Annotated in this window: 24 protein-coding genes and 1 pseudogene; 22 read left to right on the top strand and 3 right to left on the bottom strand. The window is 63.2% G+C overall.

Going from position 1 to position 23,474, the window contains the following annotated elements; all coding sequences use genetic code 11:
* Positions 1-117: 117 nt before the first annotated feature.
* Entirely contained in the window at positions 118-3,174 is a 3,057-nt protein-coding gene (rne, locus tag IP89_RS13305) for a ribonuclease E (protein ID WP_081963245.1), read from the bottom strand.
* A gap of 592 nt (positions 3,175-3,766) precedes the next feature.
* Between rne and rluC the strand changes: the two genes are divergently transcribed.
* The 3 genes from rluC to sppA are packed head-to-tail and all read left to right on the top strand — an operon-like array spanning position 3,767 to position 6,366.
* Positions 3,767-4,720, top strand: coding sequence for a 23S rRNA pseudouridine(955/2504/2580) synthase RluC (rluC, locus tag IP89_RS13300; protein ID WP_043310108.1), 954 nt, complete (start codon positions 3,767-3,769; stop codon positions 4,718-4,720).
* Positions 4,713-5,405, top strand: a complete 693-nt coding sequence (locus IP89_RS13295; RefSeq protein ID WP_043310042.1) for an HAD-IA family hydrolase — start codon at positions 4,713-4,715, stop codon at positions 5,403-5,405. The genes rluC and IP89_RS13295 overlap by 8 nt, the downstream gene beginning before the upstream one ends.
* Entirely contained in the window at positions 5,398-6,366 is a 969-nt protein-coding gene (sppA, locus tag IP89_RS13290; protein WP_043310040.1) for a signal peptide peptidase SppA, read from the top strand. Before IP89_RS13295 ends, sppA begins: the two co-directional genes overlap by 8 nt.
* Before the next feature lie 26 nt (positions 6,367-6,392).
* Here sppA and IP89_RS13285 read toward each other — a convergent pair whose 3' ends face one another.
* Positions 6,393-6,971 (bottom strand): nucleoside triphosphate pyrophosphatase, encoded by a 579-nt coding sequence (locus IP89_RS13285; RefSeq protein WP_043310038.1) that lies wholly within the window; start codon positions 6,969-6,971, stop codon positions 6,393-6,395.
* 119 nt (positions 6,972-7,090) lie between these two features.
* Here IP89_RS13285 and IP89_RS13280 point away from each other — a divergent pair, with 119 nt between their 5' ends.
* From IP89_RS13280 to IP89_RS13220, 13 genes are all read left to right on the top strand, one after another.
* A complete protein-coding gene (locus IP89_RS13280) occupies positions 7,091-7,618 on the top strand; it encodes a YceD family protein (protein ID WP_043310036.1) in 528 nt (175 codons plus the stop codon).
* A 13-nt stretch (positions 7,619-7,631) separates the two neighbouring features.
* On the top strand, positions 7,632-7,814 hold the full coding sequence (gene rpmF / locus IP89_RS13275; RefSeq protein WP_021700475.1) for a 50S ribosomal protein L32: 183 nt from the start codon (positions 7,632-7,634) through the stop codon (positions 7,812-7,814).
* A gap of 3 nt (positions 7,815-7,817) precedes the next feature.
* Positions 7,818-8,828 carry a phosphate acyltransferase PlsX gene (plsX, locus tag IP89_RS13270; protein WP_081963244.1) on the top strand — a complete coding sequence of 337 codons (1,011 nt, stop codon included), beginning with the start codon at positions 7,818-7,820 and terminating at the stop codon, positions 8,826-8,828.
* A 151-nt stretch (positions 8,829-8,979) separates the two neighbouring features.
* On the top strand, positions 8,980-9,918 hold the full coding sequence (gene fabD, locus IP89_RS13265; RefSeq protein WP_043310033.1) for an ACP S-malonyltransferase: 939 nt from the start codon (positions 8,980-8,982) through the stop codon (positions 9,916-9,918).
* A gap of 18 nt (positions 9,919-9,936) precedes the next feature.
* A complete protein-coding gene (gene fabG, locus IP89_RS13260) occupies positions 9,937-10,680 on the top strand; it encodes a 3-oxoacyl-ACP reductase FabG (protein ID WP_043310032.1) in 744 nt (247 codons plus the stop codon).
* Positions 10,681-10,861: 181 nt separating this feature from the next.
* Complete coding sequence (gene acpP, locus IP89_RS13255; protein WP_043310031.1) at positions 10,862-11,095, top strand: acyl carrier protein; 234 nt, start codon at positions 10,862-10,864, stop codon at positions 11,093-11,095.
* Positions 11,096-11,204: 109 nt separating this feature from the next.
* On the top strand, positions 11,205-12,449 hold the full coding sequence (fabF, locus tag IP89_RS13250) for a beta-ketoacyl-ACP synthase II (RefSeq protein ID WP_043310030.1): 1,245 nt from the start codon (positions 11,205-11,207) through the stop codon (positions 12,447-12,449).
* Positions 12,449-13,264, top strand: coding sequence for an aminodeoxychorismate lyase (gene pabC / locus IP89_RS13245; RefSeq protein ID WP_043310029.1), 816 nt, complete (start codon positions 12,449-12,451; stop codon positions 13,262-13,264). The genes fabF and pabC overlap by 1 nt, the downstream gene beginning before the upstream one ends.
* Before the next feature lie 3 nt (positions 13,265-13,267).
* Entirely contained in the window at positions 13,268-14,305 is a 1,038-nt protein-coding gene (mltG, locus tag IP89_RS13240; RefSeq protein WP_043310028.1) for an endolytic transglycosylase MltG, read from the top strand.
* Between the two features lie 9 nt (positions 14,306-14,314).
* A complete protein-coding gene (gene tmk, locus IP89_RS13235) occupies positions 14,315-14,947 on the top strand; it encodes a dTMP kinase (protein WP_043310027.1) in 633 nt (210 codons plus the stop codon).
* Positions 14,940-15,926: a DNA polymerase III subunit delta' gene (locus IP89_RS13230; protein WP_043310026.1), complete on the top strand. Its 987-nt coding sequence runs from the start codon at positions 14,940-14,942 to the stop codon at positions 15,924-15,926. The genes tmk and IP89_RS13230 overlap by 8 nt, the downstream gene beginning before the upstream one ends.
* A gap of 36 nt (positions 15,927-15,962) precedes the next feature.
* Entirely contained in the window at positions 15,963-16,319 is a 357-nt protein-coding gene (locus IP89_RS13225) for a PilZ domain-containing protein (protein ID WP_043310025.1), read from the top strand.
* Positions 16,320-16,392: 73 nt separating this feature from the next.
* On the top strand, positions 16,393-17,175 hold the full coding sequence (locus tag IP89_RS13220; RefSeq protein ID WP_043310024.1) for a TatD family hydrolase: 783 nt from the start codon (positions 16,393-16,395) through the stop codon (positions 17,173-17,175).
* Between the two features lie 237 nt (positions 17,176-17,412).
* Here IP89_RS13220 and IP89_RS13215 read toward each other — a convergent pair whose 3' ends face one another.
* Positions 17,413-18,546, bottom strand: coding sequence for an aminotransferase class V-fold PLP-dependent enzyme (locus IP89_RS13215; protein ID WP_043310023.1), 1,134 nt, complete (start codon positions 18,544-18,546; stop codon positions 17,413-17,415).
* Between the two features lie 75 nt (positions 18,547-18,621).
* On the opposite strand from IP89_RS13215, the gene IP89_RS13210 reads away from it, so the two are divergent.
* From IP89_RS13210 to IP89_RS13190, 6 genes and pseudogenes are all read left to right on the top strand, one after another.
* Complete coding sequence (locus tag IP89_RS13210; RefSeq protein WP_043310022.1) at positions 18,622-19,260, top strand: TetR/AcrR family transcriptional regulator; 639 nt, start codon at positions 18,622-18,624, stop codon at positions 19,258-19,260.
* Between the two features lie 81 nt (positions 19,261-19,341).
* On the top strand, positions 19,342-20,310 hold the full coding sequence (locus IP89_RS13205) for a GTP 3',8-cyclase MoaA (RefSeq protein WP_043310021.1): 969 nt from the start codon (positions 19,342-19,344) through the stop codon (positions 20,308-20,310).
* Positions 20,311-20,451: 141 nt separating this feature from the next.
* A pseudogene (locus IP89_RS23030) lies at positions 20,452-20,571 on the top strand (radical SAM protein); the annotation flags it as partial.
* A gap of 635 nt (positions 20,572-21,206) precedes the next feature.
* Positions 21,207-22,592: a gamma-mobile-trio recombinase GmtY gene (gene gmtY / locus IP89_RS13200; RefSeq protein ID WP_043310020.1), complete on the top strand. Its 1,386-nt coding sequence runs from the start codon at positions 21,207-21,209 to the stop codon at positions 22,590-22,592.
* On the top strand, positions 22,592-22,942 hold the full coding sequence (locus tag IP89_RS13195; protein WP_043310019.1) for an integrase repeat-containing protein: 351 nt from the start codon (positions 22,592-22,594) through the stop codon (positions 22,940-22,942). The genes gmtY and IP89_RS13195 overlap by 1 nt, the downstream gene beginning before the upstream one ends.
* Positions 22,942-23,474 (top strand): integrase repeat-containing protein (locus IP89_RS13190; RefSeq protein ID WP_043310018.1); only part of this gene is annotated, 533 nt, incomplete at its 3' end. The genes IP89_RS13195 and IP89_RS13190, both read left to right, overlap by 1 nt.

The following is a 23,474-nucleotide window of genomic DNA, read 5'->3' as shown; positions in this document are numbered from 1 at the left end:
CCGATTGTGTGAATGATCGTCATGTCCTGCCCAGGGCATGGAGAGAGATCAAAAACATAACGAGCAGAAACGAAAAAGGGGATGCCGAAGCATCCCCTTTTTCTTGTGCCGCTGATCTTAGACCTGCGGCTTGCTCTCTTCCTCTTCCACCTGCGGGGCGGTTTCGGTGACAGCTTCTGCCTGCTCAGCCACAGGCTCGTCGCGGGTCGGCTCGCTCGGGGCGGCTTGAGGGGCTTCCTCGACCACTTCGGCGGCTGGTTCGGCAACCACTTCGGCCGGTGCGGCCTCCACGATGCTTTCAACAACCGGGGCAGCAACGACTTCTACCGGTGCAGCTTCGACCACTTGAGGTGCGGCGGCGGCTTCGGCAGCGAGGCGGGCGGCCTCCTGCTGACGGCGACGTACTTCACGCGGATCGTTCGGCGCACGACCACCGCTGCTCTGTGCGGCGGCTGCCGGAGCGGCCTCCACGGGCGCGGCTTCGACAACGGCAGCCGGAGCTTCGACAACCGAAGCGACCGGAGCCTGCTCGACCGGGGCTACTTTCACCACCGGCTCAGCTACCGGCTCAGCTACCGGCTCAGCTACCGGCTCGGCAACGATGGCCGGGGCAGGAGTGGGCTCTTCGACCGCTACGCTGACTTCGGCTGGCTGCACTGGCTCGGCTGCCGGAGCTTGTTCCGGCTGAGCCAGAGCTTCCTCGGTCGCCACGGTAACGGCAGCGGCTACGGCTACGGCGGCGCTTTCTGCTGCGGTAGTGGTAGCGCCTTCGTTGCCGGCTTCGGCGGCTTCTACAGCCTCTTCGCCGTCGTCGACGATCGGGTTGCCATCGGCATCGCGCAGGCGCTCGCGGCGGTTGCTGCGGCGACGCTGGCCACGGGAGCGGCGGCGCGGACGATCACCGCCTTCGCCGGCCTCTTGGCCGTCTTCCAGCTGCTCGGCGCTGTCCAGTACTTCTTCCTCGGCAGCCTCGGTATTCAGCTGCTCGGTACGCGGTTGCTGCTCTTCACGCGGCGGACGCGGCTGGCGCTCTTCACGTGGCTTGCGCTCGGCGCGTTGCTCCTGGCCTTCACCAGTGGCGGTGTCCAGTGGTTCACGCAGCTCGCGGCGGCGCTCTTCGCGCGGCTCGCGGCCTTCGCGAGGCTGACGCTCGCCACGCTCGCGACGGTTTTCCTGACCTTCACGCGGCTCGCGTGGCTCACGGGCTTCGCGTGGTTGACGCTCTTCGCGAGGCTGGCGTTCTTCACGGGCTTCACGCGGTTGGCGTTCTTCACGCGGCTCGCGGGCTTCGCGCGGCTGGCGCTCTTCACGCGGTTTACGCTCTTCGCGTTCGCCACGCTCGCTGCGCTCACCGCGTTCGCGGTTGCCACGGCCATCGCGACGGTTCTGCTGGCGGTTGCCACGGCGCTCGTCGCTGCGCGGCTTGCGCTCGGCGGGCTTGGCTTCGGCAACCGGCTGCGGCTCTTCTTCCTTGCCGGCGAACAGGCTGACCAGACCCTTGACCAGGCCTTTGAACAGGCTCGGTTGCGGAATCGGGGCGGCCGGTGCCAGCGGGGCAGCCGGAGTCGGCGCGGCAGGGCGCGGCGGGGTGGTTTTCAGCGCAGCTTCCTGGCGGACCAGGGTGCGGGTGGCGCTGGCTGGTTGGGCGTCTTCGACTTCCGCCGCGGCCATTTCGTAGCTGGATTGGCCGCTCATCACTTCCGGGCTGTCGTCGCGCAGGCGCTGGACTTCGAAGTGCGGGGTTTCCAGGTGGTCGTTCGGCAGAATCACGATGCGCGCACGGGTGCGCAGCTCGATCTTGGTGATGCTGTTGCGCTTCTCATTGAGCAGGAAGGCCGCAACCGGGATCGGTACCTGGGCGCGAACCTCGGCGGTACGGTCCTTCAGGGCTTCTTCTTCGATCAGACGCAGGATGGCCAGCGACAGGGATTCGACGTCGCGGATGATGCCTTGGCCGTTGCAACGCGGGCAGACGATGCCGCTGGTTTCACCCAAGGACGGACGCAGGCGCTGACGGGACATTTCCAGCAGGCCGAAGCGCGAGATGCGGCCGACCTGAACGCGGGCGCGGTCGGCTTCCAGGGCTTCGCGGACTTTCTCTTCCACGGCGCGCTGGTTCTTGGCTGGGGTCATGTCGATGAAGTCGATCACGATCAGGCCGCCGATGTCGCGCAGGCGCAGCTGGCGGGCGATCTCTTCGGCCGCTTCCAGGTTGGTCTGCAGGGCGGTTTCTTCGATGTCGCCGCCTTTGGTCGCACGCGCCGAGTTGATGTCGATGGACACCAGGGCTTCGGTCGGGTCGATGACGATGGAGCCGCCGGACGGCAGCTTCACTTCGCGCTGGAAGGCGGTCTCGATCTGGCTTTCGATCTGGAAGCGGTTGAACAGCGGTACGCTGTCTTCGTACAGCTTGATCTTGCTGGCGTACTGCGGCATGACCTGCTGGATGAAGGCCAGGGCTTCTTCCTGGGCTTCGATGCTGTCCACCAGCACTTCGCCGATGTCCTGGCGCAGGTAGTCGCGGATGGCGCGGATGATCACGTTGGATTCCTGATAGATCAGGAAAGGTGCGGCGCGGCCCTGGGAGGCTTCCTTGATCGCGGTCCACAGCTGGATCAGGTAGTCCAGGTCGAGCTGCAGCTCTTCGCTGGAACGGCCCAGGCCTGCGGTGCGCACGATCAGGCCCATGTCGCCCGGGGCGTTGAGGCCGTTCAGTGCTTCGCGCAGTTCGTTGCGCTCTTCGCCTTCGATGCGGCGGGAGATGCCACCGGCGCGCGGGTTGTTCGGCATCAGGACCAGGTAGCGGCCGGCGAGGCTGATGAAGGTGGTCAGGGCGGCGCCCTTGTTGCCACGCTCTTCTTTCTCGACCTGGACGATGACTTCCTGGCCTTCCTTCAATACTTCCTTGATGTTGACGCGGCCGCCTTCGGGAGCCTTGGAGAAGTATTCGCGGGAGATTTCTTTGAGGGGCAGGAAGCCGTGGCGCTCGGCGCCGAAGTCGACGAAGGCCGCTTCGAGGCTGGGCTCGACGCGTGTGATGCGGCCCTTGTAGATGTTGGCTTTCTTCTGCTCACGGGCGCCGGACTCGATGTCCAGGTCATAGAGCTTCTGGCCATCTACCAGAGCGACACGCAACTCTTCGGGCTGAGTTGCGTTGATCAGCATTCTTTTCATGTTGTACCAATGGTTTCCGGGGCTGCCGGAAACGGCGTTTGGCACACACGACTCTCAGGGTCGGTGTCAGGGCGCGCTCAGGAGTGGTCGTAAATCACTCCAGTGTCTAGCGGCTCGGGCCAATAGGGCCGGTGCCGCGACTACGCTCCTGTTTGCTGTGGTGACAGAAGCACTCAGTCAGGGGAGGAATCAACCGGTCGGTGCGGACGAATGTGAAGCGTCTTGGTAAAGCCTGTAGCTACGCTGTCCGACGGTTGTGCATCTCCACCCTACACGTATCGCTGAAATCGGGTGCCGCTCGCTGAATCCGTAGCGGGTTTGCATTACCGCAGGCTGGGCCTGCGCGTCTGTCGAGTCTGGCCGCGATTTCTGCGTGCCAGCCTCTTTGGCTCAAGGCGTTGTTTCCGGGGTTCTTCGCGCTCTGTGCGGCGAGGGCCCCGTCGGACGGCCTCACGTCCTGAAAGGGTTGCGCTCGGTAGGGATGGCAGTGTTGTCGATCATCCGCTGACCGGGCCGCTTTTGGCGGCGTTCGCGACTATATCAGTAATGATTAAGTGCTTCAATTCCATAAAAAATTGTTATGATCGCGGCCATGACTACAGACAATTCTCCAACCTCCGGCGTCCAGCTGCTTGAGGTTGCGCCGGACCATGCCGGCCAGCGTATCGATAATTTTCTCCTCGCCCGCCTCAAGGGTGTGCCGAAAACCCTGATCTATCGCATCCTGCGCAAGGGCGAAGTGCGGGTGAACAAAGGGCGGATCAAGCCCGAATACAAGCTGCAGGCTGGAGACATCGTGCGGGTTCCGCCGCTACGCCTGGCTGAGCGTGACGAACCGGTACCGCTGGCGCAGAGCCTGCTGGAGCGCCTCGAGGCGGCCATCGTCTATGAAGACAAGGCGCTGATCGTGCTGAACAAACCGGCCGGCATTGCCGTGCATGGCGGTAGCGGTCTGAATTATGGCGTGATCGAGGCCTTCCGCCAGCTGCGCCCGGATGCCAAGGATATCGAGCTGGTCCACCGCCTGGATCGCGATACCTCGGGCCTGCTGATGATCGCCAAGAAGCGCAGCATGCTGCGCCATCTGCACGAGGCGCTGCGCGGTGATGGTGTCGACAAACGCTACATGGCGCTGGTGCGCGGCAGTTGGCCGACCTCGAAGAAGAAGGTCGCCGCACCGTTGCTGAAGAACAACCTGCGCTCCGGTGAGCGCATGGTCGAGGCCAATCCCGAGGGCAAGGAGGCGCTCACCGAGTTTCGCGTGCTGCGCCGCTTCGGCGAGTTCGCCACCCTGGTCGAGGCCAGTCCCATCACTGGGCGCACACACCAGATTCGTGTGCACGCCAAGCACGCCGGGCATTCGATTGCTGGCGACCCCAAGTACGGTGACGAGGAGTTCACTCGCGAAATCCGTGAGCTGGGCGGCAAACGCCTGTTCCTGCATGCCTATCAGTTGAAGATCGAACTGCCGGATGGCCAGCGCCTGGAGCTTGAGGCGGCGGTCGACGATATGTGGGAAGCGACCCTGGAGCGTCTTAGTGCCTGACTATCAGCTGCTGATCTTCGATTGGGACGGCACGCTGGTCGACTCGATCGGGCGTATCGTCGAGTCCATGCGCCAGGCGGCTGATGTGTGCGGCTTGCCACAGCTGAGCGATGAGGCGATCAAGGGCATCATCGGGCTCGGTCTGCCGGAGGCCATTCAGACGCTCTACCCGCAGTTGGGTGAGGAGGCGCAGATCGAGCGCTTCCGTCTCGGCTATGCCGAGCACTACATGGCGTTGGAAAATGAGCCCTCGGCGCTGTTCCCGGGGGTGGTGGAGGCGCTGGCGTCCTTCCGCGAGCGGGGCTATCGCCTGGCCGTGGCTACCGGCAAGAGTCGTCGCGGTCTGCACAAGGTGCTGGAGGGGCGTGGCTGGCTGGATTATTTCGACATCACCCGCTGCGCCGACGAGACGGCCAGCAAGCCACATCCGCGCATGCTGCACGAGATCATGGCGCATTGCGCCGTGGCGCCGGAGCGGGCGTTGATGGTGGGTGACTCGTCTTTCGATCTGCTGATGGCGCGTAATGCCGGGGTGGACTCGGTGGCCGTAGGCTTCGGTGCGCAGCCGCTGGATAGCTTGCGCGCCCATGGTCCGCGCCTGGCGATCAACGAATTTTCCGAATTGCGTGCCTGGCTGGAAGGGCGCGCGTCCGTTGCGACTGTCGAGGTGGGTGAGTATGTCTGATGAATGGAAAGTGTCGGGCGACGAGAAAGCCTGGAAGCTGCTGGAGAACACGCTGCAGGCCGGCGTAGTCGAGCAGCGTCGGGCGCGGCGCTGGGGGATCTTCTTCAAGTTGCTGGCCTTCACCTACCTGTTCGGGGCGCTGGCGCTGTTCTCTCCGGCGCTGAAGCTGGGTAAATCCGCTTCGTTGGCGGAGCAGCATACGGCGCTGATCGAAGTGCGCGGCATGATCATGGCTGATGAAGAGGCCAGTGCCGACAATATCGTCAGCAGCCTGCGCGCAGCCTTCGAGGACGAGAAGACCAAGGGTATCGTCCTGCGTATCAACAGCCCGGGCGGCAGTCCGGTGCAGTCCGGCTACATCTATGACGAGATCAAGCGCCTGCGTGGCGAGCATCCGGACATCAAGGTCTATGCGGTGATCAGTGATCTGGGTGCCTCGGGGGCCTACTACATCGCCAGTGCGGCCGATCAGATCTATGCCGACAAGGCCAGTCTGGTTGGCTCCATCGGTGTTACTGCGGCGACTTTCGGCTTTGTCGGGGTGATGGAGAAGGTTGGTGTCGACCGTCGTGTCTATACCTCGGGTGAGCACAAGGCCTTCCTCGATCCCTTCCAGCCGCCGAAGGAAGAGGAAACTCGTTTCTGGCAGAGCGTGCTGGAAACCACTCACAAGCAGTTCATCGACAGTGTGAAGAAGGGGCGCGGCGATCGGCTCAAGGTCGACGGACATCCGGAGCTGTTCTCCGGGCTGGTCTGGTCGGGCGAGCAGGCGCTGGAGTTGGGTCTGGTGGATGCGCTGGGTAGCAGCAGTTATGTGGCGCGCGAGGTGATCGGCGCCAAGGACATCGTCGACTTCACGCGTGAAGAGAGTCCGCTCGACCGCTTCACCAAGAAACTCGGCACCAGCGTGGCCGAGCGTCTGGCGCTGTGGATGGGCTTCCAGGGGCCGACGCTGCGCTGAGTCTTGCGCTTCCTTTATATGCGTAGTCAGGGAATGGCGACGCCTTCCCTGTCCAGCATCTGCACCAGGCGGATCAGGGGTAGGCCGACCAGGCTGGTGCCGTCGCCGCCCTCGGTGCTGCGGAACAGGCTGACGCCGAGGCCTTCGGCCTTGAAGCTGCCGGCGCAGTCGTAGGGCTGCTCGATCTTCAGGTAACGGCCGATCTGCTCCTCGCTCAACTGGCGGAAATGCACGGTGAAGGGCACCACGTCCACTTGGCAGTGGCCGCTGGCGCTGTTGAGCAGGGCAAGGCCGGTGAGGAAGGTCACGCTGGCGCCGCTGGCGGCCAGCAATTGCTGGTTTGCGCGCTCGAAGTCGTGGGGTTTGCCGAGAATCCTGTCGCCCAGTACTGCGACCTGGTCCGAGCCGATGATCAGGTGGGCGGGATGCGAGTCGCTCAGGGCGCAGGCCTTGGCTTCGGCCAGGCGTCGTACCAGTGTCTCGGCGCTCTCGCCAGGCTGCGGCGTTTCGTCGATGGCGGGCGCGGCCCAGCTGAAGGGCTGGTGCAGGCGGGCCAGGAGTTCGCGGCGATAGGGCGAACTAGAGGCAAGTACCAGTGGCAGCATGGTCGATCTCCTGGCCGGAATTGCGAGAGGCGCGCGCGATTCTAGCGGGCGCCTGGTCCGACGGACAGGGCGGAAATTCCTTTGACACTGGCAGGGTGCATCCCTAGAATACCGCGCCTATGTCGAATGGACCGATTCCACCTCACGTTGATCCGCGCAAACTTGCCGATCGCGGTGCTGCTCTCGAAGGGGAGATGCCGCTGGCCAGTTTCGAGCGACTGTGCGGCTCGCTGGAAGATAATTCCGGCAAGGTGCGCGCGAAGCTGGTCTTCGAACGTGGCGAGCGTCGAGCTGTGAGTATTCACAGTGAGCTCGAGGTTGAGGTCAAGATGGTTTGCCAGCGTTGTCTGGAACTGGTCGCCCTGCCGATCCGCAGCGAGTGTCATTATGCGGTGGTGAAGGAAGGTGCGGATACCCAGTCGCTGCCGAAGGGCTATGACGTGCTGGAAGTGGGTGAAGATCCGTTGGATCTGCTGACGTTGGTCGAAGATGAGCTGTTGCTCGCTCTGCCCATCGTTCCGGCCCATGCCCCTGAGGATTGCCAGCAGCCGGCCGGTGCTAACGAGCCCGAGCCGAGCCAGGACGAGGTACCGCGGTCCAACCCGTTCAGTGTTTTGGCGCAGTTAAAGCGTGACCCAAACGTTTAGGAGTTATTGAGTTATGGCTGTTCAGCAGAACAAAAAATCCCGCTCTGCCCGCGACATGCGCCGTTCGCACGACGCTCTCGAGGCCAACGCTCTGTCCGTAGAGAAGAGCACCGGTGAAGTTCACCTGCGTCACCACGTGTCCCCGGAAGGTTTCTACCGCGGCCGTAAAGTGATCGACAAGGGCGCCGACGAGTAATCCTTGTCCGCTTCGCTGATCGCGATTGATGCAATGGGTGGGGACTTCGGTCCCCACTGCATTGTTCCGGCCTGCATTTCTAGCCTGGCCGAATTCCCCTCGCTGCACCTGACCCTCGTCGGTCAAGCTCCTCTCCTCGAAGAACTTATTGCTCGCCACCCTGGTGTCGATCGCGCGCGCCTGCACGTCGAGCACGCCAGCGAAGTGATCGGCATGGATGAGCGGCCCACGCATGCCTTGCGCGGCAAGCCCGATGCCTCCATGCGCGTGATGCTGGAGCTGGTGCGCAGTGGCCGGGCCAAGGCCTGCGTCAGTGCTGGCAATACCGGTGCGCTGATGGCGCTCTCCCTCTATGTACTCAAGCCCCTGCCGGGCATCGACCGGCCGGCGATGGTCACGGCCGTGCCTACCGCCAAGGGTGTCTGCCACTTGCTCGATCTGGGCGCGAATGTCGACTGCAGTGCCGAGCAGCTCTATCAGTTCGCCGTGATGGGCGCTGTGGCTGCCGAGGCGCAGGGCATGCTGCGGCCGCGAGTGGCGCTGCTCAATGTCGGTACCGAGAACATCAAGGGCAACCAGCAGGTCAAGCTGGCGGCCAGTCTGTTGCAGCAGGCGGAGGGGCTGAACTACATCGGCTTCGTCGAGGGCGATGGCCTGTATCGCGGCGAGGCCGATGTGGTGGTGTGCGACGGCTTCGTTGGCAACATCCTGCTGAAGTCCAGCGAAGGCCTGGTCTCGATGATCTCCGAGCGCATCGAGGCGCTGTTCAACGAAGGCTTCGTCTCCAAGCTGGCCGGCGCCGTGGCCTTGCCGCTACTCAAGCGCCTGCGTGGCGAATTGGCACCGGCACGTCACAATGGCGCCAGCTTCCTCGGCTTGCAGGGCATAGTGGTGAAGAGCCACGGTGCGGCCAGTGCCGAAGGCTTCCAGAGTGCCATTCGTCGGGCTGTCATCGAGGTGCGCGAGAATCTGCCGCAGCGCCTGCACGGGCGCCTCGAAGATCTACTGCTCTGAACTGCGCGAGCCGGCGAACTCGATCGCTACTGCGCTCTCCAATACGCACGCGTCTCGCCATGTCTGTGACCACAGGCGAGGTTGCTCCATCCAAGCTTCAGTTCATGACCCGCTCGACGGGTTCCCATCGACTAGATAAGGGATAGTTTCGATGTCCGCCTCCCTCGCATTTGTCTTCCCCGGCCAAGGCTCGCAGTCGCTTGGCATGCTCGCCGAGCATGGCGCTCAGCAATCGCTGATCCGGGACACCTTCGGCGAGGCCTCCGATGCGCTCGGCTATGACCTCTGGGCGCTGACCCAGGAAGGCCCCGAGCAGCGCCTCAACGAGACCGACAAGACCCAGCCAGCCATTCTGACGGCATCCATTGCTCTGTGGCGCCTGTGGTTGGCCGAAGGCGGCGCACGTCCGGCCTTCGTCGCCGGGCATAGCCTGGGTGAGTACTCCGCGCTGGTCGCCGCCGGTGCGATTGGTTTTGCCGATGCGGTGAAGCTGGTCGAGCGTCGTGGCCAGCTGATGCAGCAGGCTGTGCCGGCCGGGCAGGGCGGCATGGCCGCCATCCTCGGTCTGGAGGATGCCGACGTGCTGGCCGCTTGCGCCGAGGCGGCGCAGGGTGATGTGGTCAGCGCCGTCAACTTCAACGCGCCGGGCCAGGTGGTGATCGCCGGTAGTGCGGCCGCTGTCGAGCGCGCCATCGAGGCCTGTAAGGCGCGTGGCGCCAAGCGCGCCATGCCGCTGCCGGTCAGCGTGCCGTCGCACTGCGCGCTGATGCGCCCGGCAGCAGAGAAATTCGCCGATGCAGTCAATGCACTGTCCTGGCAGGTGCCGCAGATCGCGCTGGTACAGAACGTCAGCGCGGCCGTGCCGGCCGACCTGGAGACCCTCAAGCGCGATCTGCTGGCGCAGCTGTACAGCCCGGTGCGCTGGGTTGAGAGCGTGCAGTTCCTGGCCGAGCAGGGCATCACTGAGCTGGTCGAGTGTGGTCCCGGCAAGGTGCTGGCTGGCCTCAACAAGCGCTGCGTCAAAGGCATCAATACCCACAACCTGGATACCCCGGACGCCTTCGCCGCCGCGCGTGCGGCGCTGGCCTGAGTCAAAAAGGAGATCATCATGAGTCTGCAGGGCAAAGTTGCGCTGGTTACCGGCGCCAGCCGTGGTATCGGTCAGGCCATTGCGTTTGAGCTGGGTCGTCAGGGTGCAATCGTCATCGGCACCGCCACCAGCGAGGCGGGTGCCGCGCGTATCGGCGAGGCGCTCAAGGAGCAGGGCATCCAGGGCGCCGGCCTGATGCTCGACGTGAGTAGCAGTGAGTCGGTCGATGCCGTGCTGGAACAGATCCAGAAGGATTTCGGTGCCGTGGCCATTCTGGTCAACAACGCCGGCATCACCCGCGACAACCTGATGCTGCGCATGAAGGACGAGGAGTGGTTCGATGTCATCAATACCAACCTCAACAGCCTGTTCCGTCTGTCCAAGGCCGTGCTGCGCGGCATGACCAAGGCCCGCTGGGGGCGCATCATCAGCATTGGTTCGGTGGTTGGCGCCATGGGTAACGCTGGGCAAGCCAACTACGCGGCGGCCAAGGCCGGCCTGGAAGGCTTCAGCCGCGCCCTGGCGCGTGAAGTCGGTTCGCGCTCGATCACCGTCAACTCGGTGGCGCCTGGCTTCATCGATACCGACATGACCCGCGAGCTGCCGGATGCTCAGCGCGAGGCGCTGCTGACCCAGATTCCGCTGGGCCGCCTGGGTCAGGCCGAGGAGATCGCCAAGGTGGTCGGTTTCCTGGCTTCCGACGGCGCAGCCTACGTCACCGGTGCTACCGTCCCGGTGAATGGCGGCATGTACATGAGCTGAATGTGACTCGTCCTTTCAGCTAACTGTCATAGAACCAGTCTAAAGTCCGTTACAAAAGTGCAACCGGCGGTAGACGGCAGTTCGAAAGGGCGTAAGGCCATTCGGCTTGAAACTTAGAAAACCCTTTCTATACACTGCAGCCCAGCTGCACGGAATTTTTCCATAGGAGTGAAAACAAGACATGAGCACCATCGAAGAACGCGTCAAGAAAATCGTCGCCGAGCAACTGGGCGTCAAAGAAGATGAAGTGACCAACAGCGCTTCCTTCGTAGAAGACCTGGGCGCCGACTCCCTTGACACCGTCGAGCTGGTGATGGCTCTGGAAGAGGAATTCGAGACCGAAATCCCGGACGAGCAGGCTGAGAAGATCACCACCGTTCAGGAAGCCATCGATTACATCAACGCGCATTCCTAAGCGTTTGTAATCGCCGGTTTTCGGCCCCGAAAAGCCGCACTGCCCCTCAAAAGGCGTGCGGTTTTTCTTTATCGGGGCGGCAAGTTTCAACGAGAAAGAGGATTGTGCAGTGTCGCGTAGACGCGTCGTGGTTACCGGTATGGGCATGCTGTCGCCGTTGGGCGTCGATGTGGCGAGCAGCTGGCAGGGCATTCTGGCTGGCCGTAGTGGCATAGGCCTGATCGAGAGCGTCGATCTGTCGGCCTTCTCCACCCGCATCGGCGGTGCGGTGAAGGGCTTCGACGTCGAGCAATACCTGTCGGTCAAGGAGGCGCGCAAGCTCGACCTGTTCATTCAGTACGGTCTGGCGGCCAGTTTCCAGGCGATGCGTGATGCCGGTCTGGAAGTCACCGATGCCAATCGCGAGCGCATTGGTGTGGCCATGGGCTCCGGTATCGGCGGCCTGAGCAACATCGAGGCGACCTGCAAGATCCTGTTCGAGCAAGGACCGCGGCGTATCTCGCCGTTCTTCGTGCCTGGCTCGATCATCAACATGATTTCCGGCTTCCTGTCGATCCACCTGGGTCTGCAGGGGCCGAACTACGCCATTGCCACCGCCTGCACCACCGGTACCCACTGCATCGGCATGGCCGCGCGCAATATCGCCTACGGTGAGGCTGACGTGATGATCGCCGGCGGCGCGGAGATGGCTGCCTGTGCTCTGGGCATGGGCGCTTTCGGCGCGGCGCGCGCGATGTCCACCCGCAATGATGCCCCGACCCGTGCCAGCCGCCCCTGGGACAAGGGGCGTGATGGCTTCGTACTGTCCGACGGTGCCGGTGCCTTGGTGCTGGAAGAGCTGGAACACGCCAAGGCGCGCGGTGCGACCATCTACGCCGAGCTGGTCGGCTTCGGCATGAGTGGCGATGCCTACCATATGACCTCGCCGCCGGAAGACGGCAACGGTGCCGCGCGTTGCATGACCAATGCCCTGCGCGACGCTGGCATGAATCCGGATCAGGTGCAGTACATCAATGCCCACGGCACCTCGACCCCGGCTGGCGACAAAGCTGAGGCCAGTGCGGTGAAGTCGGTGTTCGGCGAGCACGCCTACAAGCTCTCGGTCAGCTCGACCAAGTCCATGACCGGTCACCTGCTGGGTGCGGCGGGCGCGGTGGAGGCGATCTTCAGCGTGCTGGCGCTGCGCGACCAGGTCGCGCCGCCGACCATCAACCTGGACGAGCCGGACGAGGGCTGTGACCTCGACTTCGTCGCGCACCAGGCCAAGCCGCTAGCGATCGACGCGGTGCTGTCCAACTCCTTCGGCTTCGGCGGCACCAACGGTTCTCTGGTGTTCCGTCGCTTCAACGGCTGATGCTGAGCTGGATCAACGGCCGCCCGGCCACGCAATTGCCTCTGGGTGATCGTGGCCTGGCCTATGGCGATGGTCTGTTCGAGACCATTGCCGTGCGCGGCGGCCGCGCCACGCTGCTACCGCGTCATCTGGCGCGCTTGCGCGAGGGGCTGCAGCGCCTGTCCATCGATCTCGACCTGGCGCTGTTGGAGGCCGAGCTGCAAGCCTTCTTCATTGAGCTGGGCGAGGGTGTGGCCAAGCTGCTGGTGACCCGTGGCGATGGCCTGCGTGGTTATGCGCCACCGCAGGCGGCCAGTCCACGGCGCATTCTGCTGGGCAATCCGTTGCCCAGTTATGCCGCCGAGAACGCCGAGCAGGGCGTGCGCCTGTTTCCCTGCGCCACCCGCCTGGCCGAGCAGCCACTGCTGGCTGGTCTCAAACACCTCAATCGACTGGAGCAGGTACTGGCGCGTGGCGAGTGGCAGGACGCCGCCTTCGCCGAAGGACTGATGCGCGACGTGTCGGGACGGGCGGTCGAGGGTGTGTTCAGCAACCTGTTCCTGGTCAAGAACGGCGTGCTGCTCACTGCCGAGCTGTCGCGTTGTGGCGTGGCCGGGGTGATGCGGGCGGAAGTGCTGGCCCAGGCCGAGCGAGTTGGTCTGGTGTGCGAGGTGCGCGACCTCACCATTGATGAGCTGTATGCCGCTGATGAAATCTTCCTCTGCAACAGTCTCTACGGCATCTGGCCGGTGCGCGAGTTGCAGGGCCATCACTGGCCCGTTGGAGCGCTGACCCGTAAACTGCAGGCCCTTATCCGCAGTCTTCTGGATTCCTGATTCGTGATTCGCAAGTTGCTGTTGCTGCTGGTCGCCGGCCTGGTTCTGCTCGTGCTGACGTTGGCTCTGGCAGGCTGGCGCCTGCACAGTGCGCTGAACCAGCCGCTCAAGCTGGAGGCCGAGCGCCTGATCGAGGTGCAACCGGGCGATACCCCGGGCGGCCTGCTCAATCGCCTGGAGGGCGAGGGCGTACTGGATGGCGCGTTCTGGCTGCGCCTGTACTGGCGCTTCAACCTGCCGGATCAGGCCTTGCACAGCGGCGAATACCGCCTGACTCCGCAACAGAATGTGCGCGACCTGCTCGGCCTCTGGCGGCGCGGCGAAGTGGTGCAGTACAGCCTGACCCTGGTGGAGGGCTGGAGCTTTCGCCAGGTACGCACCGCGCTGACGCGCCAGGAAAAGCTCGAGCAGAGCCTGGCCGGGCTCGACGACAAGGCGCTGATGGCCAAGCTCGGCTTGTCCGGCGTCAGCCCCGAGGGGCGCTTCTTCCCTGACACCTACCGCTACGTGCGTGGCATGAGTGACCTCGACCTGCTCAAGCAGGCGCGCGGTCGCCTGGATCAGGTGCTGGAGGAGGAGTGGAGCAAGCGCGCCGAGGGCCTGCCGTACCGCGAACCCTACGATGCGCTGATCATGGCCTCGATGGTCGAGAAGGAGACCGGCGTGGCCGAGGAGCGTGGGCAGATCGCGGGTGTGTTCGTTCGCCGCCTGCGTACGGGCATGCGCCTGCAGACCGACCCGACGGTGATCTTCGGCCTCGGCGAGCGCTACAAGGGCAACCTGACCCGCGCCCACCTGCTCGAGGCGACGCCCTACAACACCTACACCATCGACGGCATGCCGCCGACGCCCATCGCCCTGGCCGGGCGCGAGGCGATCCATGCCGCGCTCAATCCGGTGGCAGGCAAGAGCCTGTACTTCGTCGCCCGTGGCGACGGCAGCCATGTATTCTCGGAAACCCTGGAGCAGCACAACCGTGCCGTGCGCGAGTATCAGCTCAAGCGCCGCGCCGACTACCGCTCCAGTCCCGCGCCCAAATAAGGAAGAGCCGTGAGCGGTCTGTTCATCACCCTGGAAGGCCCGGAAGGGGCCGGCAAGAGCACCAATCGCGAGTACCTCGCCGCGCGCCTGCGCGAGCAGGGCGTCGAGGTGGTGCTGAGTCGCGAACCCGGCGGCACGCCGCTGGCCGAGCGTATCCGCGAACTGCTGCTGGCGCCCAGCGATGAGACCATGGATAGCGATACCGAGCTGCTGTTGGTGTTCGCTGCCCGCGCCCAGCATCTGGCGCAGGTCATCCGTCCAGCGCTGGCGCGTGGCGCCGTGGTGCTCTGTGACCGCTTCACCGATGCGACCTATGCCTACCAGGGCGGCGGCCGTGGCCTGGGCGAGGCACGCATCGCCGAGCTGGAACGTTTCGTCCAGGGCGAGCTGCGTCCCGACCTGACCCTGGTGTTCGACCTGCCGGTGGAGATCGGACTTTCCCGCGCCGCTGCGCGCGGTCGCCTGGATCGCTTCGAGCAGGAAGGGCGGGGCTTCTTCGAGGCCGTGCGGCAGACCTATCTGCAACGCGCCGCCGCTGCGCCGGCACGCTACCGCGTGCTGGATGCGGCGCAGTCGCTGGAATCGGTGCAACGCTCGATCGACGTACTGCTGCCGGAAATTCTGGAGCGTTTCCGTGGCTGAGGCCTATCCCTGGCAGGCACAGCTCTGGCAGCAACTGGCCAGCCGCCTGCGGCACGCCCACGCCTATCTGCTGCATGGCCCGGCCGGTATCGGCAAACGTGAGCTGGCCGAGCGCCTGATGGCGCGCCTGCTGTGCCAGAAGCCCAATGGCCTGGACGCCTGTGGCCAATGCAAGTCCTGCCATCTGCTAGCCGCCGGTACCCACCCGGATGTATTCGTGCTGGAACCGGAAGAAGCCGACAAGGCGATCAAGGTCGACCAGGTGCGTGAGCTGGTCGGTTTCGTGGTGCAGACCGCGCAGCTCGGTGGGCGCAAGGTGGTGCTGCTGGAACCGGTAGAGGCGATGAACCTCAACTCCGCCAACGCCCTGCTCAAGAGCCTGGAGGAGCCCTCCGGCGATACCGTGTTGCTGCTGGTCAGCCATCAGCCGAGCCGCCTGCTGCCGACCGTGAAGAGCCGTTGCGTACAGCAGGCCTGCCCATTACCGAGCCGGGAGCAGAGCCTGGCCTGGTTGACCCAGGCGTTGCCGGAATGCAGCGACGAGCAGCGTCAGGAGCTGCTCGCCCTGGCCAGCGGCTCGCCGCTGATGGCGCGCCGGCTGCACACCCAGGGCGTACTGGAGCAACGTGCGCTGGTGGTCGAGGGCGTGAAGAAGCTGATCAAGCAGCAGGCCAGCGCCAGCCAGTTGGCCGAGGCCTGGAAAAGCCTGCCGATGATCATGCTGTTCGACTGGTTCTGCGATTGGGCGCAGCTGATGCTGCGCTACCAGCTGAGCCGCGACGAAGAGGGGCTGGGCGCCACCGATATGCGCAAGGTGGTGCAGTATCTGGCCGACAAGACACCGCAGCACAAGCTGTTGGCCATGCAGGACTGGCTGCTGCAACAGCGGCAGAAGGTGCTGGGCAAGGCCAACCTGAACGGTGCTCTGCTTCTCGAAGCCCTGCTGGTGCAGTGGGCAAGCCTGCCCGGGCCGGGCTAGAATCGAAAATCGGATTAAGTCGCAAGGATTTAGTGCATGAGCTTGCCACCCAATTTGGGCCCGCGTAACGGAATTCTGTCCCTGACCATCAAGGACAAGTCCGTGCTGTACGCGGCCTATATGCCCTTCATTCGCAATGGCGGCCTGTTCATTCCGACCGCCAAGAGCTACAAGCTGGGCGACGAGGTGTTCATGCTGCTCAACCTGATGGATGAACCGGAGAAGATCCCGGTGGCGGGCAAGGTGGTGTGGATCACGCCCAAGGGCGCCCAGGGCAACCGCGCCGCTGGTGTCGGTGTGCAGTTCAACGATGGCGACAACACCGCACGCAACAAGATCGAGACCTACCTGGCCGGTGCGCTGAAGTCGGATCGTCCGACCCACACCATGTAAGTCACGGATACACAGCTTCAAGGCAGAGGCGCCCGAATCGGGCGCTTCGTCATTTCAGAGACAGAGAAATTCCATGCTGGTTGACTCCCATTGCCACCTCGACCGCCTCGACCTGGCGGTCCATGCCGGTTCCCTCGATGCGGCGCTGGAGGCTGCTCGTGCCCGCGGCGTGCAGCATTTCCTGTGCATCGGCGTGAGCGCCTCCAACGCCGGCGCGGTCAAGGCGCTGGCCGAGCGCTATGCCGATGTCGACTGCTCGGTGGGCGTGCATCCGCTGGACCTGGAGAAGGGCGAGGCACCGGCACTGGACTGGCTGCTCGGTGAGCTGAATCACCCCAATGTGGTGGCCATCGGCGAGACGGGGTTGGACTACCACTACGAGCCCGAGGCGGCCGAGTTGCAGCAGCAGTCCTTCCGCCTGCACCTGGAGGCGGCCAAGGTCACCGGCAAACCGGTCATCGTGCACACCCGCGAGGCGCGGGCCGATACCCTGGCCCTGCTGCGCGAGGCGGCGCTGCCGCAGGCTGGCGTGCTGCACTGCTTCACCGAGGACTGGGATATGGCCAAGGCGGCGCTGGACATCGGCTTCTATATCTCGCTGTCTGGCATCGTCACCTTCCGCAATGCCGATGCCCTGCGCGAAGTGGCGCGCAAGGTGCCGGCCGACCGCCTGCTGGTGGAGACCGACTCGCCCTATCTCGCGCCCATTCCCCATCGTGGCAAGCCCAACCTGCCGCAGTACGTGCGCGAGGTGGCAGAGTTCCTGGCCATGGTCCGTGGCGAGTCGTTCGAGGCTCTGGCCGAGCAGACCACGGCCAACTTCAGGCGTCTGTTCCCCCTCGCCCGAGTGGCCTGACAGGTCGGTCCGCAAAAATCGCGGACAAAAAAAACCCGGGTTCTGGGGGATGAATCCGGGTCAAGACCATTAGGAGTAAAACGAAGGTACGCGATCCACGGTACCTCGACTGGCTGGGCACTTGGGGGGAGATGCCGCACGCCAGTTCTTCCAGTATTGGCCAGGATTGCCCTGCGTCCATGTTGGTCACGCCGGTTTCTTAAACGTATTTGGAATACCGCCGCGGCTGCTGAGCACTCAGCCTTGTCGCAACTGAGCCAGTACCGTCAGGCTTTGCTCGATCACCGCCGGCTCGGTATAGAAATGTGGCGACAGGCGGATGCCCTTGCCGCGTTGTGCGCAAATCACCTGCTGTTCCCTGAGGCGGCTGAACAGAACCTGGTTGTCCCACCCCTCCAGGCTGAAGGTGAGAATGCCGGCGCGGCGTGCCGGGTTCAGCGGGCTGTGTAGCTGAACGCCAGCCATGCGCTGCAGACCTTCCTGCAGTTGCAGCACGCGCTCTTCGATCAAGGCTGCGACCTGCGGCAGTCCTACTTCCTCAAGCAGCGACAGGCTGGCCTCCAGGGCCATGGCGCCAAGCATATTCGGGCTGCCGCACTCGAAGCGCCGGGCGCTGCGGGCCGGCTGCCAGTCGCTGCGATCGTAGTCGCCGGCATGTTCGAGCATGTGCCAGCCGTATTCGTGCAGGGTCAGTTGTTCGCGCAGGTCGCTGCGGCAATAGAAGACGCCCAGGCCTTCGGGGCCGAGCATCCATTTGTGGCCGTCGGCCATGGCGAAGGCGCAATCGCAGGCCTGCACGTCCAAAGGCTGCGCGCCGAGCTGCTGGATGGCGTCGACGCAAAGCAGCACGCCCTTGGCGCGGCAGCCGGCGCCCAGGCGTGGTAGGTCCAGACGCAGGCCGCTGGCGAACTGCACCGAGCTGATGGACAGCAGGCGGGTACGCGGGCCGCAGGCGCCCAGCAGGGCGCCCTCCGGGTCGCTGCCGCCCAGATTGACCTGCACCACCTCGACGCCGCGGGGTTTCAGCGCCTCCCAGACGATGCGGTTGGAGGGGAACTCCTCGTCGCTGATCACCACCTGGTCGCCTTCCCGCCAGTCCAGTCCGAAGGCGACGAACGACAGCGCCTCCGAGGTGTTCTTGACCAGCGCCACGTCCGCACTGGTCGGCGCGTTGAGCAGGCGCTGCAGGCGTTCGCGCAGGCGCTTCTCGACCTGCAGCCAGGCGGGGTAGTCGCGGGCGCCGAGGCTGATGTTCTCTTCGGCGAAGCGGCGCACCGCTTCAGCGGCACGCCTGGGCCAGGGAGCCACGGCGGCGTGGTTGAGATAGCAGAGTCCGGGAGCTAGGGGGAATTCGTCGCTTGGATTGATCATTGGGCCGATGATCCGTGCATTTTTGCGCTGAATAGGCATAATAACGCGCTTCAATTTTCATCTCGCAGTCACTTCATGAACAAAGAACCTCGCAAAGTCCGCGAATTCCGTCGCCGCGAACAGGAAATTCTCGATACCGCGCTCAAGCTCTTCCTTGAACAGGGTGAAGACAGCGTGACTGTCGAGATGATCGCCGATGCGGTCGGGATCGGCAAAGGCACGATCTACAAGCACTTCAAGTCCAAGGCCGAGGTCTACCTGCGTCTGATGCTGGACTACGAGCGCGACCTCAACGCGCTGCTGCTGTCCGAAGACGTGGCCAAGGACAAGGAAGCGCTGGCCCGTGCCTACTTCGAGTTCCGCATGCGTGACCCCCAGCGCTATCGCCTGTTCGACCGCCTCGAAGAGAAGGTGGTCAAGGGCAATCAGGTGCCGGAGATGGTCGAGCAACTGCACAAGATCCGTACCTCCAACTTCGAGCGCCTGACCCAGCTGATCAAGGGCCGCATCGAAGAGGGCAAGCTGGAAGACGTGCCGCCGTACTTCCACTACTGCGCCGCCTGGGCTCTGGTACATGGTGCCGTGGCGCTGTATCACTCGCCGTTCTGGAGCAGCGTGCTGGAAGACCAAGACGGCTTCTTCCAGTTCCTCATGGACATCGGCGTGCGCATGGGCAACAAGCGCAAGCGCGACGGCGAAGCGCCGACGGCCTGATGCCATTCAGCCCGCCAATGATGCGTTCTTTGCCATCGGCGGCGGGCATATACTCCGGACTGAACACTGTCGGAGTTCTCCATGATCGTTGACCGCCAGGGTCGGCGTTTCCGCAATCTGCGCATCAGCCTGACCGCCGCCTGCAACTATGCCTGCACTTACTGCGTGCCGGACGGCAAGCGTCTGGTTGCGGCCCAGGACGAGCTCTCGGCCGAGGCCATGGTGCGTGGCGTGGCCTACCTGATGGAGGCCGCCGGCATCGAGCGCCTGCGCATCACCGGCGGCGAACCGCTGGTCAGTCCCAAGCTCGATCATTTTCTCCGCGAGACCAGCCGCCTGGGCCTGCAGGACATCGGCCTGACCAGTAACGGCCAGCTGCTGTCGCGCAAGCTGCCGCTGCTGCTGGAGTGCGGCCTCAAACGCATCAACGTGTCGCTGGATACCCTCGACCCCGTGGCCTTCAGGCGCATCGCCCGCGGCGGCGACCTGGCCACCGTGCTGCAGGGCCTGGATGAGGCGCGCGCGGCTGGGCTGAAGGTGAAGATCAACATGGTGCCGCTGCGTGGGCAGAACCACGAGCAGGTGCTGCCGATGCTCGACTACTGCCTGGAGCGTGGTTTCGAGTTGCGCTTCATCGAGCTGATGCGCATGGGCCACCTGATGCGCGAAGGCGCGAGCTTCCAGCAGCAGTTCTATGGCATGCCCGAGCTGCTGGCGGAGGTCGGCAGCCGTTACGAATTCATCCAGGCCCCGGCGCCGCTGGATGCCACCGCGTTGCGCTACGAGATTCCCGGCCACGGCTTCTTCGGCGTGATCGCCAACGAAAGCGTGCCGTTCTGCCGTACCTGCTCGCGCCTGCGCCTATCTTCTACGGGCTGGCTGCACGGCTGCCTGTCGTCGAGCAATCGCCATTACGTTGGCGACCTGCTCGACAAGCCGCGTCATCAGGCCTTGCCGGCACTGCAGCGCCTGCTGGTACGCGCCCTGGCTGACAAGCAGGATGTCGCCTTTGCGGGCGGCGCCACAGTCATGAAAATTATCGGCGGCTGATGATCTGCTGCGCGTCGGCCAGGCGTTGTTGGAACCAGGCTCGGCATGCTCATTTACCGTCTGTAAACTCCGCTGCCTCGCCTCCTTTCGCCTAGCCTGGCTCTAGCTCGCGAGATCATCGTTAACCTAATGTCTCAAACCATGTCTGCCGAATTCCCCATTGCCTATATCGAGCCGGTGTTCCGTCCGCCGAGCGAAGCCCATTCCCTGATTCTGCCGGTGACCAACGGCTGCTCATGGAACAACTGCACTTTCTGCGATTAGTTACCCCAGGATTCAGTCCCAGATCTTGAGAGTTCACCCCATTTCTCTTCGACTTCAGATCAGTTTCTTGGCTCACGTGCCTCCTTGGCCCTCACTTGCCTTGTCGTAGCTACCCCAGAAACGTCCATGATTTCCCGAACTGCTCGAGCACGCATACGTTGGCGCTGCCTACCTGAACTGCTGAGTGTCGATTTTTTGGCGTGCAGGTCGGATTTGAATGTGGTCTGGCCAGGTTGAGCCGGCATAGACAGGCATAGCTGCTTTGGCTTGGATTCACTTGGCAGTCCCTCTAGCCGAAGCATGCGTCACGCTTATCGCTCAATCTTTGCCTCGTGCCTTCAGGAAGCCGGGCTTGAGTGGGTTGAAGCGCAATGGGGGGACTCTGAAATGCTCCATGCAATGCGTGATTTTGCTGGGCTTGGAGTAAATACATCGAGTTGAAGTGAAAACCGATGTGCTTTTCATGACGATAGCTCTAGTGATCAACAAGCTAGAGACCTCGCATGGACAAGTCCTTCACCCCCCTCGATCTCATTTGCAGCGTCCGCTGCCCACGCTACCCCGGCCAAGAGATGTTTGGAGTGCCCTCCAGGCAAGCAGGGCCACTCGTGAAAAGTATGGGCCGGTGACCCATGCCCACAATCCTTGAGTCGTCCCACCGGGAGTTCAGATCCTTTGTGGTCGGTGCGACTGGCATACAGCATGTACTGCCAATCATCGTGACCGAGCATGGGGTTCTGGATCAGTTTGCTCGGTACACGTATTTGAATCACCGAAAGAGCCGTTCTTGGCAGGAGTCTTCGGTTTTTGCAGTGCGGCTGCTGTTGGAGTTCATGGAGGCCAACCATGGTTTTTATGACGATCCGTGCACGCTGTTCACTGAGTTTTCCGATGCATTATTCACGGGTACTGTCTCGAACATCGGCGATCCTTCTGATCTGTGGTGGCAGCCCAGACAGCCGGAAGACGCTGGTAAGTTGATCGGCCACATTACGCAGTTCACTGATTGGCTGGCGCTCGTTAATGAGGACGCCAAGCTTCAGCTCAATCCCTGGCGACAAGCGACCCGGCATGAAGAACGGCTGAATTGGGCTGCGTATTCGCATCGTAGGGACAACGCATTCCTGTCACACCTTTGGCGCTCCAAACCGCAGACGAGCCAGTCCAGAGTAGTGCGCTCAAGAACGCTGCCGGTTGAGCGGCAAACGCCCGCCAAGGCATTTCCAGAGGAATGTTTTGAACTGTTGTTGTCCGAGGGTTTCCGCAGGCGGACGCGAGATTCACGAGGGCCGGTAGACCTTCGCAATGTCCTGATCTCCTGCCTGATGGAATACGGTGGAGTGAGGCTGTCCGAAGCGTTGTCGCTATGGAGCGATGACGTAAGCGTAGAGGACGGGGAGGTCATCGTCCGTATTCATCACCCTGAGTACGGGCTGGCACCTGGCGGCAAAACCAACCGCGCTGCTTACCTGCAAAACCAGTACGGGCTGCAACCCCGCAATCGGCTGGTGAAGGCGATAGATCCACTGTTTCTCGGTTGGAAGGACGGGCTGATTACTGACCCGCATCGACGCTGCTTTGAGGTGTTCTTCTATCCCGGTGATTTTGGTCAGGTATTTGCCGGCCTGTGGCGCGACTACCACCTGAAACAGCGGGTGAAGCCGAAGGCTGGCGAAGCTCATCCCTATGCCTTCACCAACAGGGACGGCCAGCCCTATTCGCACCGTATGTTTCGCAAGGCCCACAAGTTGGCCACTGAGCGGATAGGGTTGGATTATTACAAGATGGCGGGTACTACCCCTCACGGCCACCGACATGCGTTTGGTCAGCGGTTGGCACGTGATGGAGCTTCGCAACTCATGATCAGGAACGCCATGCACCACGTTTCGCTCGAATCGAGTCTGATCTATACGCAGCCTACGGCGAAACAGATGCGTGAAGAACTCCGCGATTTGGAGTGCCGAATGCGATTGCGGCATGCGGAGGCGGAATGCGTAGTGATCAAGGACGGAAACTAATGCCAGCCAAGAAGAATTTTTATACCTACTCCGAGGCCCAAGCCGCCATTCAGGCGCTGGGCATCAAGATTCGTCCTGACTACAAAAAGCGCTTCCGTGAAGGCCCGAGGCTGCCGGCCAGCCCCGATACGGTCTATGCCGAGGCTGGTTGGATCGGCTGGTACGACTTCCTTCGCAATGAGCGGCCCTCCCTTTACCCGACCTACGCAGAGGCCTGGGCGGCAGTCCAGGCGCTGGGCTATATGCAGCCTACGGCGAAGCAGATGCGTGAAGAACTCCACGATTTGGGGTGCCGAATGCGGTTGCGGCATGCAGAGGCCGGCAACTTAATGATCAAGGACGGAAACTAATGCCAGCCAAGAAGAAGAATTTTTATACCTACCCCGAGGCTCAAGTAGCCGCCCGGGCGCTGAGCATCGAGGGTCATACTGAATACAGAAAGCGCTACCGCGAAGACCCGAGGCTGCCGTCCAGGCCCGAGGTGGTCTATGCCTACGCCGGCTGGATCGACTGGTACGACCTCCTCGGCAATGAGCGGCCCGACCTCTACCCGACCTACGCTGAGGCCCAGGCGGCAGCCCAGGCGCTGGGTATTAAGAACCGGTCTGAGTACAGAAAGCGCTACCGCAAAGACCCGAGGCTGCCGTCCAGCCCCGAGGTGGTCTATGCTGACGCCGTCTGGATCGACTGGTACGACTTCCTCGGCAATGAGCGGCCCGACCGCTACCCGACTTACGCTGAGGCCCAGGCGGCAGCCCAGGCGCTGGGTATTAAGAACCGGCCTGACTACTGCAATCGCTTCTGCGAAGACCCGAGGCTGCGGGCCAACCCCGATGTGGTCTATGCCGACGCCGGCTGGATCGACTGGTACGACTTCCTCGG

This window comes from Pseudomonas sp. ML96, assembly GCF_000761545.1.
In the GTDB taxonomy this organism is placed as follows: domain Bacteria; phylum Pseudomonadota; class Gammaproteobacteria; order Pseudomonadales; family Pseudomonadaceae; genus Aquipseudomonas.
Note: the sequence above shows the minus strand (reverse complement) of the source record. Positions and strands in the feature narration are given on the sequence as shown.